This window comes from Paraburkholderia dilworthii, from assembly GCF_000472525.1.
In the GTDB taxonomy this organism is placed as follows: domain Bacteria; phylum Pseudomonadota; class Gammaproteobacteria; order Burkholderiales; family Burkholderiaceae; genus Paraburkholderia; species Paraburkholderia dilworthii.
On the sequence record NZ_AWZT01000026.1, the window covers coordinates 39,418 to 55,261 of the forward strand.

Consider the following 15,844-nt stretch of genomic DNA (forward strand, 5'->3'; position numbering starts at 1 on the left):
CGCATCGGACGGCGCGCGCTTATGCCGTTTTTACGCTCCGATCGCGGCAGCGTCGCGGTTGAGTTCGTGGTTCTCGTGCCGCTGATGCTGCTCGTCATGCTCGGCTTCAGCGAGGTCTATCTGTACATGCGCGCGGTGAGCCTCGTCGAACATACCGCGTTTACGCTGGCCGATTCGCTGGGACAGATGTCGTCGGTCGTCAACGACTCGGGCACGACCTCGTCGAACAGCCTCGGTTCGATCTGGAATGCCGCCGCGATGATCGCCGCGCCCAATAACCTGAAAACGCAGGGCGGCGTGTATGTGACGTCGATCTGCGATAAGACGATCAATCTTTGCTCGGGGAGCAGTCCGAGCAACATCGTCAATTCGCCGTCCGCGCCGACGATGGCCGCGGGCACCCCGCTGCTGTTCTGGCAGCGCAGCGCGCCGTGGACTTTGTCGGGCATGAAGTCGAAAGAGACCACCGGCAATCTGTTGCCGACCACCTGGCCGTTTCGCAACGGAGATTCAGCGATCGTGATCGAAGTGTTCTATTCGTACACCCCCTTTTCGATGACGCTGCCGTTCTGGACCAACGCGCCGGGCACGCAGATTATCTATGAGCGCGTCTATGTGCGGCCGCGCTCGGGCAGCGCGCTTTCTCTCGTGGCGGCGTCATGAAGCGCGCTTTGGCCGGGCACCGCACGATTCCATCCGAGCCGCGCACGGTGTCCGCGCTGCTCAAGGGCGACGAGGGCGCGATTACCGTCATCTTCGCGTTGTGCGCGACGCTGATGATCGGCTCGATGTGCACCGCAATCGACACGATTCATTACCAGATGACGCAGACGCGCGTGCAGATGGCGCTCGACGTCGCGACGCTGTCATCGGGTGTCAACCTTCTGCATTACAACACGACCACCGGCAGCAATCTCACGCAATGGCAAGCCGACACGCGCGCTTACTACAACGCGAACATGCCGTCGGGCTACATGGAATTCTCGATGCCGGACGCGCAGTTCTCGGCGACTGTCACCGGGCAGCCGTCGACCGGTCAGACTATCAAGCTTGCCGCCACGGGCTCCGCGCCGTTGCTCGCGCCAATCATCTTCGGCAGCGGCGCGTTGGGCAGCAATTCAGGCTCCGGTTCGGGTTCGGGTTCGGACAGTTCGTCGCCCGACAAGGTGACGATCGCCGCGTCGAATACCGCGCTGCGCATGCCGCAAAGCCAGCTGGAACTGGTACTGGTGCTCGACAATACCGGGTCGATGGCGGACTACGCGAGCAGCAGCAAAACGCAGGGCACGAAGATTCAGGGACTACGCACTGCCGCGACGGATCTGGTGAACGACATCCTCGGCGTACAGAACAACAATTCCTATATCGGACTCGTGCCGTTCACCACGATGGTGAACCTCGGCGGCTCACTGCTTTCGAGTGGCAGCTGGATGTCGCCGACCTTCGCGTATAACCCGAACAACGTCTACATGACGGCCCAATCGGGCATCACCGGTTCGGGGTGGGGCGGCTGTCCGGTCGAGCCGCGCGACGCAGGCTCGAGTCTCTACCCGAAAGCCTATGCGCCTAAAGACGTTCCGGGCTTCACGCCGTTCTACTACAACGTTCCCAAAGCGGGCTTCACTGTCACGACCTACAAGAGCACTAGCAGCGGCAGCAGCAACAATTGCGTTGTGCAAAGTAGCAACTCTGTCGCGGGCGTTCCGCTGACCGTGCAGAGTAACGGTTCCACGACCACCTGCGGCATCGGCACCGGCGTGGGCATTGCGGCGGCCTGGGGCCAGGCGAGCCAGACCAGTCCGAACACGAGGGTTTACGACCAGAACGGCAACGTCAACGGCACAGGCAGTCCCTGTTCGATTGCGCCGGTCAAATTCCTCACCAAAAACGCAACCACGCTGACGACCGCCATCGGCAATATGCAGGCGGCGGGCTCCACCATGATCCCGACCGGTTTGCTGTGGGGCTGGCGCATGTTGTCATCGGACTGGTCGAACAGTGTGTCGAAAGGCAATGGCTGGGTGTCGACGGACAGCACGTTACCGCGCCCCGAGACCACGCAAAGCCTGCAGCGCGTCGCCATTGTTCTGACCGACGGCGAAAACGACCCGGGCAGCGCGAACGGGATCATGCCCGCGCCGTCGTTCAACGGTTTGACGGGTGTAGGCAGCAGCGCGTTGAAAGCGCCGACTGTGACGCGCGCTGACGGTACTTCCCTTTCGAACGGATCGACCACCTCGGTGACCGACATCAACGCTTTCCAGCTCGCCGTCTGCACCGCGATGAAGAACGACGGCATCATCATTTATGCGATCACGTTCGGCAGCGATGCATCGAGTTCGGTCGCACAGACAACGATGCGAAACTGCGCGTCGCCAGGCAACTACTTTCACGCGCCGACCAATGCGACGCTCGATGCGATCTTCCAGCAGATCGCGGGCAACCTCGGTGTGCTGCGTCTGACGCAGTGATGATGGAAGGCGCCGGTGTGTTGGTGTGTTGGCGCGAGCGTGAAAGCGTTCAGTTTGCGCCGCGCGCCGCAATTCCACGTGGCCATCGAGGCGTTCGCACGGGCAGAATGCGGTTGACCAGAGTTCCCTGCCAATGTCGAACAGATATCGAGGCTGCTCTAAAGCGGACGTTCGCGGCCAGCAAGGTCAACTGTCCGACTGAACGGAAGAAAACGAGGATTTGAGCACAACGATCTCCGCCAGACGATTGCGTTGTAAGTAAAGACTGTCAGTGCGAACAGCACAAGCCCCGCGATCACGTCAGCCAGATAATGACCGCCCTGCGTAGGTGTGGACAGGATCATAATCATGTTGAGTGGCGCGGCTATACAAACGAGCCAGCGAATTCTTCGTAGCGAATAAGTGAAAAGCGCCGCTATTGCCGTGTGGAAGGACGGCAGAGCCACTAATCCTTGGGTATTGGCAAGGTCAATGACCTGCAATGACCCCGCGCGGAGCAATTCGAAGTCGGACACCGTCGCCTTGGCGGCGATGTCGTCCACATTGAAATGAACGAATGCGCTTGTTGCCGGAAACGGTGTCGAGATCAGCAGCAGATATCCGCTCGCAATCACAAGTAGAAAAAAGAAAGCTGGCAATTCTTCGCGCTTTCCGAATAAACCAAGGGCGACAGGTACTACTACCAACTGGCATTGTCCACTTGCATAGGCAAATTCAAGTACTTCGTGCACGCGCGGGTGAGCTAGTACCCACTGATAAACGGCGGGCCAGTCGAACCCTAGCGAATGATCAAACGCAATCAACCAGCGCTCAACGAGCGGCGCATCGATAGAGACGCAGAGATAGGACAAGATACAGGTGGCCGATACGAACAACAAAAGCAGCGCGCACCATGCAGCGGTGTTCGACATCCTCGCGTAATGCAACTTCGCGGTCACGGCCTGATAACGGGGAATACGGCCAATAGCCCGCAATGCTATTGCAATACCGAGCAGGACTAGCGCTGCTTTGCAAGAAGGAAAAAGGCTCGTCCATCTCACCGAATGCGTACTTGTTGCGATCCATAGGGAGTCGATCACCGCAATGCCCGCGACAATGCTCGAACCAATGACATAAGGCTGCAAAAATGACGGCAGAGGTATAGCACGGCCGGGATCCGATTCGAATGGAATCATCTGGAATTTGGGCGAGTTCGCAATGAACGGCTCTCGATGGAACCTGACATTGGGTTGTGGGCCGATCGGCATACATGTTTACGGCGGGCGGACCCAGATCTTTACGCTGGACCCGCTTCCTATCGTGGGGCTCACCGAATCGTCGACAATTCGGCGCATTGGCTCGAACGGCCGGTCCTGACGAATCACCGCTGGCATTATTGCCGTCGGCTCAGGAGTGTCCGCGTTCGATCTTCCGCCTCCACGAGTTTGCGATACCGATTCTATTTCCGACCGGCGATGCCTCACCAACCCCACCACGGACATTCCCGATTGTTGACAGTAGGCAACCGCACATATTAAGGTCCGTATAACCCTTCTCTTCGCCTTTGTGACCTCCGACATGAGCACCAACGAGTCATCCACCAGCGCCATCGAACTGCTGCAACGGCACTCGCTCGCGATGCTCGTGCAGCAAAGCCTGGAACGCAGCATCGTGTCCGGCGAGCTCGCGCCAGGCGAAAAACTCAACGAAGTGGACATCGCCACGCGGCTTAACGTCTCACGCGGCCCAGTGCGCGAGGCGTTCCGAGCACTTGAACAAGCGGGTTTGCTCACGACCGAAAAAAACCGCGGCGTCATGGTGCGAATTGTCTCGCTTCGCGAAGCCGAAGAAATCTACGAGGTGCGCGCAATGCTGGACGAGTCCGCCGCACGCAGGCTCGCCAACCATATGACGCCCGACACGCTAGCCGCGCTGAAAGCCATCGTCGTGTCCATGAAGGCCGCGAGGAAAACGCGCGATATTGCGCGCTATACGGCATTGAACGTCCAGTTCCACGAGGCGATGATCGCGGCTCCCGGCAATCAGCATCTGATCGACACATACCGGCATCTCGTACGCCAGCTCGGACTGCTGCGTCAGGCGGCACTCGAAGCGGACCTCGGCGCGTTGGGCGAATCCGTCGCCGAACACGAGAAGATCGTGAATGCGCTCGCGGCTGGGGATGAAGCGCAGGCGGTCATGCTGGTGCGCCAGCACATCGCGCACGGTCTGACCAGAATGCGGCGCGCGCATGAGCATTGGGTCGCGCCCACAAAACCGTCGTCGACGGCGCTGACGGAAGTCTGACGAGATCGGCAATGAAAGCGTGCACGCGTCCCTGCCGCGCGAGTGCCTACGATTTGTCCGACTTCCCGGCTGCGCTCGCAAAGCGGCTCAACCAGCGGTCGACGAGCCACGGCTCGCGGTTCTCATCCTCAGCCTGCTCCTTGCGGCGAATCGCGTTGCGTACGGTAATCGAGCCGATATAGCGGATCGGTTCAGGCGGAAAATGTCCGAGCGGGCCACGCGTCAATGGGCTGCGCGTCCATTCGTTATCGAGCCCCAGCACCAGTGACGACAGAATCTGCCCGCCCATATATGTGGGTCCGACGCCATTGCCCGAATAACCGAACCCATAGAACACATTGGGCGCGTCGTCGAGTTGCCCGAAAAACGGAAACCCCGTTACCGACCGATCCGATGGACCGTTCCAGCTCGCCGTCACCGCGATGTCGCGTAGCGCGGGAAAAAACGTATGCAAGCCGCGCGTCAGATCCGCTTCATACGGCGAGCGCTGGTCGAACACCGGCGCAATCCTGCCACGCCAGGCAAAGGTATTGCCGCCCTTGCCGATCATCAGGCGTCCGTCGGGCGTGCTGCGGTAGTAGTACACGAAGATGCGTGAATCGAGCACCGAAACGCCATCCGTGAGCCCGCTGCGCGCGAGGAGTTCCGGACACTTTTCCGTGACGATCATGTCGCTCGACACAATCGCGAGCGTCCGTTCGAACTGCCTGAAGCGGCTCGCCATCCACGCGTTGATCGCCAGCACGAGCTTGCCGGCTGTCACGCTGCCCACTGGTGTGCGCACAGTCACGCGCTCGCCGCTCGCGAAATCGAGCATCGGCGTGCGTTCGTAGATGCGTATGCCCATGTCGAGAGCGACGCGCCTCAAACCGCGCACCAGCTTGCCGGGATGCACGGTGGCCGCGACGGGCGAGAACACGCCACCCAGATTACGTGCGGAGCCGGAGCGCCGCGCGACCTCTTCCGGCGGCAGGTGCTGGTACGAGTGAATGCCGTGCTCGCGCAGCGCCGAAATAACCGGATCCAGCACGCCGATTTGCGCGTGCGACGTCGCGGTGTAAAGCGTGCCGTCCATGCGCAGTTCCGCGTCGATGCCATGTGCGACGCAGAAGTCGCGAATCCGGTGCACCGCTGCCTCCGACGCCTTGACAAGCCTCACTGCCTCCGCTTCCCCGAACAGTCGCCGCAAGGTGAAGAACTTCGTCGACCACGTGAGCATGCATCCGCCGTTACGCCCACTCGCGCCCGCCCCGCACAGATCGCTTTCGACTATCGCGATGTCGAGCGCGGGCTTGTGCAGTTTCGCCTGAATGGCCGTCCACAAACCGGTGAAGCCGCCGCCGACAATGCATACGTCGGCGGTTGTCGCGCCTTGTAACGCCGGCGCCAACGAGCCATCGGAGAAGAGTGCCTGTTCGATCCAGAACGGTCGCATGATATGAGTCGCTGTCAGGTGAATTCTCTGCGCCGGTTCGCAACGATGCCCGGAAAGGATCCGTCGCGCGCCGGCGTGTTTGGTTAGCCAGAACTTCTCGCGAGATACGTTTTACCCGAGCACTTTACGCGAGCACCTTGGGCGATACCTGAGTGATGCCCATCGTCTTCAAAGTTTCGGCAATCGCGGCAACGGCGCCCGGAATACCCGCTTCGCCGAAATGCCCCATGCAGCCAACACGGAATGTTTCTATCTGAGTCAGTTTTCCTGGGTACAGAATGTACCCGCGCTTTTTCACTTCCTGATAGAAGGTCTTGAAGTCGTAAGCGGGATGGTCGGGCGCATGAAATGTCACGATGATCGGCGCCTGAATCGACGGGTCGAGAAACGGCCGGAATCCCAGTTCGGCCATTCCCGCAAGCAGCGCACGGCAGTTGTTCGCATACCGCGCTCCACGCGCTTGAAGACCACCCTCCTCCACGTATTGCGCAATCGCTTCATCCAGCGCCGCGACGACATGCGTCGGCGGCGTGAAGCGCCATTGCGTCGTGCGATTCATGTAGGCCCATTGATCGTAGAGGTCCATCGCAAGCGAATGGCTGTTGCCTTCGCAACGCTCGAGCGTGCTGCGCCTCACGATCACGAAGCCCATGCCGGGCACCCCTTCCAGGCACTTGCCAGACGCGGCGATCACGGCGTCGAACGGTGTCTCGCGCGCGTCGATGTCGATCGCGCCGAACGAACTCATTGCGTCGACGATGAGGCTGCGCCCGTGTTTCGCGACGACGACCGCAATCTCATGCAACGGATTGAGCACGCCGGCGCCTGTCTCGCAGTGAACCAGCGCGACGTGCGTGATGCTTGCGTCGGCGGCCAATGCGCGGTCGATGTCAGCGGCTTGAACCTGCGTATCCTCAGAATAGTCGAGGGTCTGGTGACGCCGGCCAAGCGCGCGGCAAATCTTCGCAATACGCTGGCAATACGCACCGTTGTTCGGCACGAGCACATGCCCATCGCGCGGCACGATTGTGCCGATTGCGGCTTCGACCGAGAATGTCCCACTGCCCTGCAACGGCACGCACTCATGCGTCTCTGTACCGTGCACGATGCGCAGCGTTTCCTCTCGGATACGCGCAGTAATCCGGTTGAAATCGCCATCCCACGAACCCCAATCGCGCAACATCGCCCGACGCGTCCGATCCGATGTGGTGAGCGGACCGGGCGTGAGCAGAATCGGCTGGCTCAGCGTATTTCCGGTACTTTTAACGGCATCTTTCTCAGTACTTTTCACGGGCTCTCCTTGAACGTCTCTATGAAGATTCTGTTCAGCCACGGCGCGACGTGCGCCATGCCTGGGTACGATGCAATACGCCGTGCGATACGCCGGCAAACAGCAGACACGCAAACGAAGCGGTCACCAGCACGAGCGTGGCCATCGCCGCGGCGGGTCCGATCTGACCGGCGTCGTCGAGATTGAGGATGGCGACGGAGGCAGGCTGCGTGTCCGGCGAATACAGGAACGCGACGGCGGACACCGTCGTCATTCCGTTGACGAACAGATAGCGCGCGATCTGCAGGATCGACGGCAGACACACTGGCACGGTGACGCGAAAAAACGTCTTGTAGAAAGGCACTTTCAGCGAGGCAGAGACGGCTTCGAATTCATTGTCGATCTGCCGCAACGCGGTGACTGCCGTCAGATGGCTCGACGAGTAGTAATGCACGACGGTCACGATGGCGAGCAGCGCGAGCGTGCCGTACAAACCGTTCAGCGGATTGGCGGGCGAATTGAACAGAAAAATATAGCTGATGCCGAGCACGAGACCGGGCACGCCCATCGGCAAGATTGCACACAGGTTGATGAAGCCGCGCAGCCAGCGCGGCCCGCGTGTTTTCTCGACCAGATAGGCGCCGCCGAACACGATCGCCGTGCCGCCCAGCGCCACGCAAGCGGCCATTTTCAGGCTGTTCTTATACGCATCGAAAATACCCGCGGCGACGAGGCCCATTTTATAGTGCTGCAAACCGAGGCTCATCTGATACGGCCAGAACTTCACGAACGAAGCAAACACCGAAATGCCCACCACGGCGATCAGCAACAGACAGACTAGCGTGCAATACGCGAGCATCATCGTATCGAAGCCGCGCGACGGCTTCGGCTGATAGGGAGTCGAGCGGGCACCGAGTTGCGACTGCTGCTTGCGTCGAACGAAGAAGTCGACCGCAAACGCAACCAGCGCCGGACACAGCAGCAACAAGCTCACCACAGCGCTGCGATTGAAGTCCTGCAAGCCGATTATGAGCTTGTAGATGTCGGTCGATAGCACCGTGTACGGACCGCCGATCACCACCGGCACGCCAAAATCGTTGATGCAGATCGTGAAAGACACCATCGTCGCGCTAATCAGGCCATATTTGGCGCCCGGCAACGTGATCGTCATGAACTTGCGTATGCGGCTCGTGCCCATTGCCTCGGCAGCTTCATACAGGCGGCCATCGGAAAGTGCAAGCGCCGTCACGAGAATCATCAGTACATGCGGAAAAGCCGCGTAAACAAGGCTGCAAACAATGCCGTAGAAGCCGTAGATCGAATGCCCATGCAGAAGCGGCTTCAGAAGCCCCGAGTTACCGAACCAGTAGATGAACGACACAGCCGACAGCAATGTAGGCGCAAGCAATGGCAGCAGCGCGACGGTGCGCACCGCATTCTTCATCGGCATGCACGAGCGCGTGAGCGCATAGGCGAACGTGAACGCCATTGGAATGACGATCAGCGTGACCGTGCTTGCGACGGCCACCGAGTGCAGCGCCGAGGTCCACACGCCCGCGTTGGCCAGATAGCCGCTGAAATTGGCGAAGCCGATGAAATGGCCGTCGGCATCCATAAAACATTTGCCGATCACCAGCGCGAGGGGTACGAGCAGAAACATCGCCAGCATTGCGGACATCACCACGAGCGCAAATTGTGCGATGCGGTCATGCCAATGCGTGATTTGCCTCACTTCGGCGTGCGGGTCGTCGCCGCTGCGGCGTTCAATCAGAACGGCGCTCATTGCAGACGCTCCTTGGCTTCGGTAAAGACGCAGACGCTTTCGCGGCTGATCGCAAGGTCGAAGCGCGCGCCGGCTTCTACACGCGAGCGGTGTACGTCGTGAAAGGACAGATCGGCAACGACTTCCTGGCCCGCCAGCCCGTCGACCTTGAAGCTCACGCGGCAAAAGGCGCCGAGAAATTCGAGTTTCTCGACGCGTGCCGGCAACATGTTGTCCGCCACGCTGCCGGGCGTGCCGATGTGGATGTCCTCCGGCCGCACGAATGCCGACACCTGCGAGCCGGGCACCGGTTGCGCGGTGCCGCATCCATAACGCAATGCGATTGATCCGGCTTTCAGGCTGCCGTCGTCGATGGCTTCGGCGGGAATCATGTTGACCTTGCCGATGAAATCCGCCACGAATGGCGACGCAGGCTCGCGGTAGATTTCATGCGGCGTGCCGATCTGCTCTATCACTCCGTGATTCATCACGACGATGCGATCGGCCATCGACAGCGCCTCTTCCTGATCGTGCGTGACCATGATCGTCGTCACACCGAGGCGCTGCTGTAGCTGGCGGATTTCCTGGCGCAACCGCACACGCACTCGTGCATCGAGCGCCGACAGCGGTTCGTCGAGCAGCAATAACCCGGGCGATGTGGCAAGCGCGCGGGCCAGCGCAATGCGCTGCTGCTGCCCGCCCGACAACTGGCTCGGATGCTTGCGATGCGAGTCAGGCAAGCCGACGAGCGCGAGCAGTTCATCCACGCGCGCGGCGATTGCCGCGCGCTTCATCTTGCGATTGACGAGCCCGTACGCGACGTTGTCGAAGATCGTGAGATTCGGGAACAGCGCATACGACTGAAACACAATGCCGTAATCGCGAAGCTGCGGCGGCAACCGCGAAATATCGCGGCCGTCCTGCAAAATCTGGCCCGCGCTTTGCATCTCCAGGCCGGCAATAATACGCAGCAGAGTGGTTTTGCCGCAGCCGGACGGCCCCAGAAAGCAGAGCATTTCACCCTTCTTCACGCCCAGATTAATGCCCTGCAGAACCGGGGTATCGTTGAACCGCTTGAAAACCTGTTGCACGCTCAAATACGCTGTCATGTATTCCTCCGCCTGGCGCTTGTGTGCCTGCTTGCGGCTGGATCGAGAGACGCGCATTGCCTGCGCGCCGCCGCATCGTTCGGTGCGCCCACTGTTAGCGCACCCGTCGAACTCCGGCTGCAGCCGGGCTTACTTCTGCTCCTTGCTGCCGTAGCGCTTCTGCCAATCCTCCAGAATCGACTGACGGTTCTTTGCAGACCATACGAAGTCGTTCTTCACGAGCATTTGCGGATAGTTCTCTGGAATACCCGATAGTTTTTTCGCCACGCCCGGATACGCGACGATCGCCCACCATTGCGCCGTAATCTCGTTCGCCTGCTTGCTTGCCATGAAATCGGCAAGCTTTTTTGCGGCTTCGGGTTGCTTCGTCGTTTTCATGATGCCGGTCGCCTCCATATCCCAACCGAGCCCTTCTTTCGGGAACACCAGGTCGATCGGCGCGCCCTGCGCCTGGAGTTCGTGTCCGCGGAATTCGAACGAGATGCCGATCGGGAATTCGCCGGTGCCCGCGAGCGTGCATGGCTTGGAACCGGAATGCACGTACTGCGCGACGTTCTTGTCGAGCGCATCCATGTACTGCCAGCCCTTGTCGTTACCGAAGGTTTGCAGCCAGGACGTGACGTCCAGATAGCCCGTGCCGGACGACACCGGGCTCGGCATCACGATCATCCCTTGGTAGACAGGCTTGGTCAGGTCTTCCCATGAGGTGGGCTTGGGCAGATGACGCTTCTCCGCTTCTATGCGGTTGTAGCAGATGGTCGCCCCCCACACGTCCATGCCGACCCAATGCGGCGGATCGTTCATATCGCTGTATTTGCGCGTGAGGCTGTCGAAACCCTTGGGCGTGTATGGCATGAGCATGCCTTGCAGGTCGAGCAGCGTCAGGCTGGAAGCGGCGAGGCCAAGCACGACGTCAGCTCGGGGATTGCTCTTTTCGGCAAGCAGTTTCGCCGTGACAGCGCCCGTCGAATCGCGCACCCAGCGGATTTCGATATCCGGGTTGGCCTTCTCGAACGCGTCCTTGTACGGCTTCATCGCCTCGTCTTCGAGCGCCGTGTAGACGAGCAACTGAGTTTTCGCCTGTGCCGACTGCACGGCCCCGAGCGTTACCGATGCGGCCAGAAAGCACTGAGCCGCAGCCTTCAGAAGCCCCTTGCAACGCCTCAATCCCGATTCTTCCTTCATCTCCTTACCCCTTGTAAGTGCCCCCGTGTCAGCGACGGGAAACCGATGGAAACGGATACCTACTGCGAAGGAACTGCAACTCCGCCCCGACTGCCTGCTGCTTGTTGGTTGTCTGTTGTTGACAATCTACAAAGAGTCAATTTTAATGTCAAGTATTACCACAGATTGCCACACAACGCCGCATCGTCAATTCCCGGATTATCCCTGGTCAAAGGAGCAGTCTCATGAGCGAAATGCCTCGGTCTATCGAAGTGAACGGCCGTCACTACAACTGGATGCACCGCCCCGTCGTGGTTGTCTGCGTGGACGGCTGCGCATATGAATATCTGGAGATGGCCGCCGCGGCGGGCGTCGCGCCATTCATCAGGAAGCTGCTGCATCCCGACACCGCCCTCAAGGGCGAATGCGTGGTGCCGAGCTTCACGAACCCGAACAACCTGTCCATCGTGACGGGTGTGCCGCCTGCGGTGCATGGAATCAGCGGCAACTATTTTTTCGATCGCGAGAGCGGCACCGAAGTGCTGATGAACGATCCGAAATACCTTGTCGCGCCGACCGTGCTCGCGCGCTTCGCCGAAGCCGGCGCGAAGGTCGCCGTCGTGACCGCCAAGGACAAGTTGCGCCGCCTGCTCGGCAAGGGGCTCAAAGGCATCTGCTTTTCATCGGAAAAGGCCGACGAAGCCTCGGTCGAAGAAAACGGCATCGACAAGGTCATCGAACTCGTCGGCAAACCGGTCCCGAGCGTGTACAGCGCGGAGCTTTCCGAGTTCGTCTTCGCGGCGGGCGTGCGCCTGCTGGAGACACGCGAGATCGACCTCATGTACCTGTCGACGACCGACTACGTCCAGCACAAGTGCGCGCCCGGCACGCCCGGCGCAAACGCGTTTTATCAGATGATGGACAGCTATCTGCAACGGCTCGACGAGCTCGGCGCGATCGTCGCGATCACCGCCGATCACGGCATGAACGCGAAGCACAACGACGAAGGCGAGCCCAATGTGATCTATCTACAGGAACGCCTCGACGAATGGCTCGGCGAAGACGCGGCCCGCGTGATTTTGCCGATCACCGATCCCTACGTCGTTCATCACGGCGCGCTCGGCTCGTTTGCGACCGTGTATCTGCCCGAATCCGCGGATCTGGAGGCGATTGCCGGCAAGCTCGCCGCCGAGCCCGGCATCGAACTCGTGTTGACCGGCGCCGACGGTTGCGCCCGCTTCGAGTTGCCGCCGGCACGCATGGGCGACCTCATCGTAATCTCCGCGCAAGACGTGGTGCTCGGCACGCGCCGCATCAAACATGACCTGTCCGGTCTCGATGTGCCACTGCGCTCGCACGGCGGTCTCGCGGAACAGATCGTGCCGCTGATCTTCAGCCGGCCTGTCGCGAAGTCGGCCGCGCAGCGTGCGCGTCTGCGCAACTTCGACGTGATCGACATCGCACTCAACCACCTTCAGTGAAGAGGAAACGGACATGACCGCCATTGCGGATATCACGAAGGCCCACGCGGGACCTCGTCACGAGGCGCTGCGCATCGACGGAGAAAAGATCGTTCGCGACGAGGTGATCGAAGTACGCAATCCGTATGACGGAACGCTCGTCGGCACGGTGCCGAAAGCGACATTGAAGGATCTGCAGCGCGCGTTCGAGGTGGCGCGCGCTTACCGCCCGACGCTCACGCGTTACGACCGCGCGGCGATCCTGCGCCGCGCCGGCGATGCCGTGCGCGCGCGCACCGACGAGATTGCGGCGCTGATCACGGCGGAAGCCGGCCTGTGCATCAAGGATTCAACGTATGAGGCAGGCCGCGTCGCGGATGTGCTCGGGTTCGGTGCTGGCGAAGTGCTGAAAGACGACGGGCAGATTTTCTCGTGCGATCTCACGCCGCATGGCAAGAAGCGGCGCGTGTACACGCAGCGCGAGCCGCTGCTCGGCGTGATCTCCGCCATCACACCGTTCAATCACCCGATGAATCAGGTCGCGCACAAGATCGTGCCGTCGATTGCGACCAACAACCGCATCGTCGTGAAGCCTTCCGAAAAAGTGCCGCTGTCGTGCTATCTGCTCGCGGATATTCTCTACGAAGCAGGCTTGCCCCCGCAGATGCTGCAGGTCGTGACAGGCGACCCGGCCGTGATCGCTGACGAACTGATCACGAATCCTGCGGTCGATCTGATTACGTTCACGGGCGGCGTGTCGATCGGCAAGTCCATCGCGGCGCGTATGGGGTATCGGCGAGCCGTGCTGGAGCTCGGCGGCAACGATCCGATCATCGTCATGGAAGACGCCGACCTCGACGAAGCAAGCTCGCTCGCCGTTTCGGGTTCCTACAAAAACTCGGGGCAGCGATGCACGGCGATCAAGCGTATGCTGGTTCACGAAGCCGTCGCAGATCGCTTCACCGATCTCGTCGTGGAGAAAACGCGTGCGTGGAAACATGGCAATCCAGCCGATAGCACCGTCGACATGGGCACGCTCATCGACGAGGCCGCCGCGCAGTTCTGCGAGCGCCAGGTCAACGACGCTGTGGCGCGCGGCGCGCGCCTGCTCACGGGCAACCAGCGTGAAGGTGCGCTGTATGCACCCACCGTCGTCGATCGCATTACACCCGACATGCCACTCGTCAAGTACGAGACCTTTGGACCCGTATCGCCTATCCTGCGTTTCAGGAATATCGACGAGGCGATCCAGATGTCGAACAGCACCGACTACGCGCTGTCGTCTTCGGTCTGCACCAACCGTCTCGACTACATCACCCGCTTCATCACCGAACTGGAAGTGGGCAGCGTCAATGTGCGCGAGGTGCCGGGTTACCGGCTCGAACTCACGCCGTTTGGCGGCGTGAAAGACTCCGGGCTCGGCTACAAGGAGGGCGTGCAGGAAGCAATCAAGAGCTTCACCAACACCAAGACATACTCGTTGCCCTGGTGACGCAAAGGCGACACTGCCGCACCGCATTGAATAAATCGCTTTTGCGCTTTTCCGCAACTGGAGGATGACATGCTTATAGGCGTTCCAAAGGAAATAAAGAACCACGAATACCGCGTGGGATTGACTCCGTCGTCTGTCCGCGAAATGGTGGCGCACGGTCACGCCGTGACGGTCGAAACCGGCGCGGGCAATGGCATTGGCGCGTCGGATGCCGTCTATGAAAAGGCCGGCGCGCAGATCGCGCTGCGCGCGCAAGATGTCTTTGCCAAGGCCGACATGATCGTCAAGGTCAAGGAGCCGCAAGCCGGCGAGCGTGCCATGCTGCGCGACGGTCAGATTCTTTTCACCTATTTGCACCTTGCACCGGACCCCGAGCAATGTGCCGACCTCATGAAGAGCAAGGCCGTGTGCATTGCCTATGAGACCGTCACTCAATCCGGCGGCGGACTGCCGCTGCTTGCACCGATGTCCGAAGTCGCCGGGCGCATGTCCATTCAGGCGGGCGCTTACTGCCTCGAACGTGCGCACGGTGGCAAGGGTATTCTGCTCGGCGGTGTCGCCGGCGTGCCACCGGCGAAGATCGTGATCCTGGGCGCGGGTGTAGTCGGCTCCAATGCAGCGCAAATCGCGGTCGGGACGGGCGCGCAGGTCGTGGTCATCGACCGCAATCTGGACGCGCTGCGCCGCATGGACCGTTTGCTCGGCGCGCGCGTCACCACCGTGTTTTCGAACCAGGACAATGTCGAGAAGCACGTGCTCGAAGCCGACCTCGTAGTCGGCGGCGTGCTGATCCCGGGCGCGGCGGCGCCCAAACTCGTGACCCGCGCGATGATCGATGCGATGCAACCGGGCTCGGCAATCGTGGACGTGGCCATCGACCAGGGCGGCTGCTGTGAGACGGCAAGGCCCACGACTCATGCAGAGCCGACGTACATGGTGGGCGACATCGTGCACTACTGCGTCGCCAATATGCCGGGCGGCGTGCCGCGCACATCGACCTACGCACTAAACAACGCGACCTTGCCTTTTGCGCTTCAGATCGCGAACAAAGGCTGGCGCCGTGCGTTGCAGGACGACCCGCACCTGCGCAATGGCCTGAACGTCGCTGCTGGAAAAGTAACTTGCCGCGAGGTGGCCGAAGCACTCGACTACACGTGGGACTCGTCCGAATCCGTCATTGCCATGTAATCCGGAGATTTGTAAAGCTCGCTCGATAACGAGGTGAGAGGGCCCATCGGCGTCGCTCTCATCCTCGTTGCCGTCGCCGCGAAAACCGCATTCGCCATTGCCGGGCGTGACGACATGCGCAGACCATCACTATCTTTATCACGCCGACGGCACGACCGGAACCGGCGATCTATTGTTCAATGAAGCGGCGTCGTTCGGCTGCTCTAT

General features: G+C 60.6%; 12 protein-coding genes. 6 read left to right on the forward strand and 6 right to left on the reverse strand.

Annotated elements, in window-relative coordinates; genetic code table 11:
- Nucleotides 1–21 precede the first annotated feature (21 nt).
- Nucleotides 22–663, forward strand: coding sequence for a TadE/TadG family type IV pilus assembly protein (locus tag F759_RS0121395; RefSeq protein ID WP_063829663.1), 642 nt, complete (start codon nucleotides 22–24; stop codon nucleotides 661–663).
- Nucleotides 660–2,471: a TadE/TadG family type IV pilus assembly protein gene (locus tag F759_RS0121400; RefSeq protein ID WP_084534310.1), complete on the forward strand. Its 1,812-nt coding sequence runs from the start codon at nucleotides 660–662 to the stop codon at nucleotides 2,469–2,471. Before F759_RS0121395 ends, F759_RS0121400 begins: the two co-directional genes overlap by 4 nt.
- A gap of 158 nt (nucleotides 2,472–2,629) precedes the next feature.
- Here F759_RS0121400 and F759_RS38200 read toward each other — a convergent pair whose 3' ends face one another.
- A complete protein-coding gene (locus F759_RS38200) occupies nucleotides 2,630–3,646 on the reverse strand; it encodes a phosphatase PAP2 family protein (RefSeq protein WP_051377392.1) in 1,017 nt (338 codons plus the stop codon).
- A gap of 382 nt (nucleotides 3,647–4,028) precedes the next feature.
- Here F759_RS38200 and F759_RS0121410 point away from each other — a divergent pair, with 382 nt between their 5' ends.
- The gene (locus tag F759_RS0121410) at nucleotides 4,029–4,757 is read left to right on the forward strand and encodes a phosphonate utilization associated transcriptional regulator (protein ID WP_027801672.1); all 729 of its coding nucleotides are present in this window, start codon (nucleotides 4,029–4,031) and stop codon (nucleotides 4,755–4,757) included.
- Between the two features lie 46 nt (nucleotides 4,758–4,803).
- Here F759_RS0121410 and F759_RS0121415 read toward each other — a convergent pair whose 3' ends face one another.
- The 5 genes from F759_RS0121415 to F759_RS0121435 all read right to left on the reverse strand — a co-directional run bounded on the left by F759_RS0121415 (nucleotide 4,804) and on the right by F759_RS0121435 (nucleotide 11,518).
- Nucleotides 4,804–6,192 carry an FAD-dependent oxidoreductase gene (locus F759_RS0121415; RefSeq protein ID WP_027801673.1) on the reverse strand — a complete coding sequence of 463 codons (1,389 nt, stop codon included), beginning with the start codon at nucleotides 6,190–6,192 and terminating at the stop codon, nucleotides 4,804–4,806.
- Nucleotides 6,193–6,316: 124 nt separating this feature from the next.
- Entirely contained in the window at nucleotides 6,317–7,438 is a 1,122-nt protein-coding gene (locus F759_RS0121420; protein ID WP_027801674.1) for a 2-aminoethylphosphonate--pyruvate transaminase, read from the reverse strand.
- Between the two features lie 79 nt (nucleotides 7,439–7,517).
- Nucleotides 7,518–9,245: a putative 2-aminoethylphosphonate ABC transporter permease subunit gene (locus F759_RS0121425; protein ID WP_027801675.1), complete on the reverse strand. Its 1,728-nt coding sequence runs from the start codon at nucleotides 9,243–9,245 to the stop codon at nucleotides 7,518–7,520.
- Entirely contained in the window at nucleotides 9,242–10,333 is a 1,092-nt protein-coding gene (locus F759_RS0121430) for a putative 2-aminoethylphosphonate ABC transporter ATP-binding protein (protein ID WP_027801676.1), read from the reverse strand. Before F759_RS0121430 ends, F759_RS0121425 begins: the two co-directional genes overlap by 4 nt.
- A gap of 129 nt (nucleotides 10,334–10,462) precedes the next feature.
- Nucleotides 10,463–11,518 carry a putative 2-aminoethylphosphonate ABC transporter substrate-binding protein gene (locus F759_RS0121435; protein WP_027801677.1) on the reverse strand — a complete coding sequence of 352 codons (1,056 nt, stop codon included), beginning with the start codon at nucleotides 11,516–11,518 and terminating at the stop codon, nucleotides 10,463–10,465.
- Nucleotides 11,519–11,742: 224 nt separating this feature from the next.
- Here F759_RS0121435 and phnA point away from each other — a divergent pair, with 224 nt between their 5' ends.
- The 3 genes from phnA (at nucleotide 11,743) to ald (ending at nucleotide 15,637) form a co-directional block, all read left to right on the forward strand.
- A complete protein-coding gene (gene phnA / locus F759_RS0121440) occupies nucleotides 11,743–12,978 on the forward strand; it encodes a phosphonoacetate hydrolase (protein ID WP_027801678.1) in 1,236 nt (411 codons plus the stop codon).
- A 13-nt stretch (nucleotides 12,979–12,991) separates the two neighbouring features.
- Entirely contained in the window at nucleotides 12,992–14,449 is a 1,458-nt protein-coding gene (phnY, locus tag F759_RS0121445; RefSeq protein ID WP_027801679.1) for a phosphonoacetaldehyde dehydrogenase, read from the forward strand.
- Between the two features lie 69 nt (nucleotides 14,450–14,518).
- Complete coding sequence (gene ald / locus F759_RS0121450; RefSeq protein ID WP_027801680.1) at nucleotides 14,519–15,637, forward strand: alanine dehydrogenase; 1,119 nt, start codon at nucleotides 14,519–14,521, stop codon at nucleotides 15,635–15,637.
- Nucleotides 15,638–15,844 lie beyond the last annotated feature (207 nt).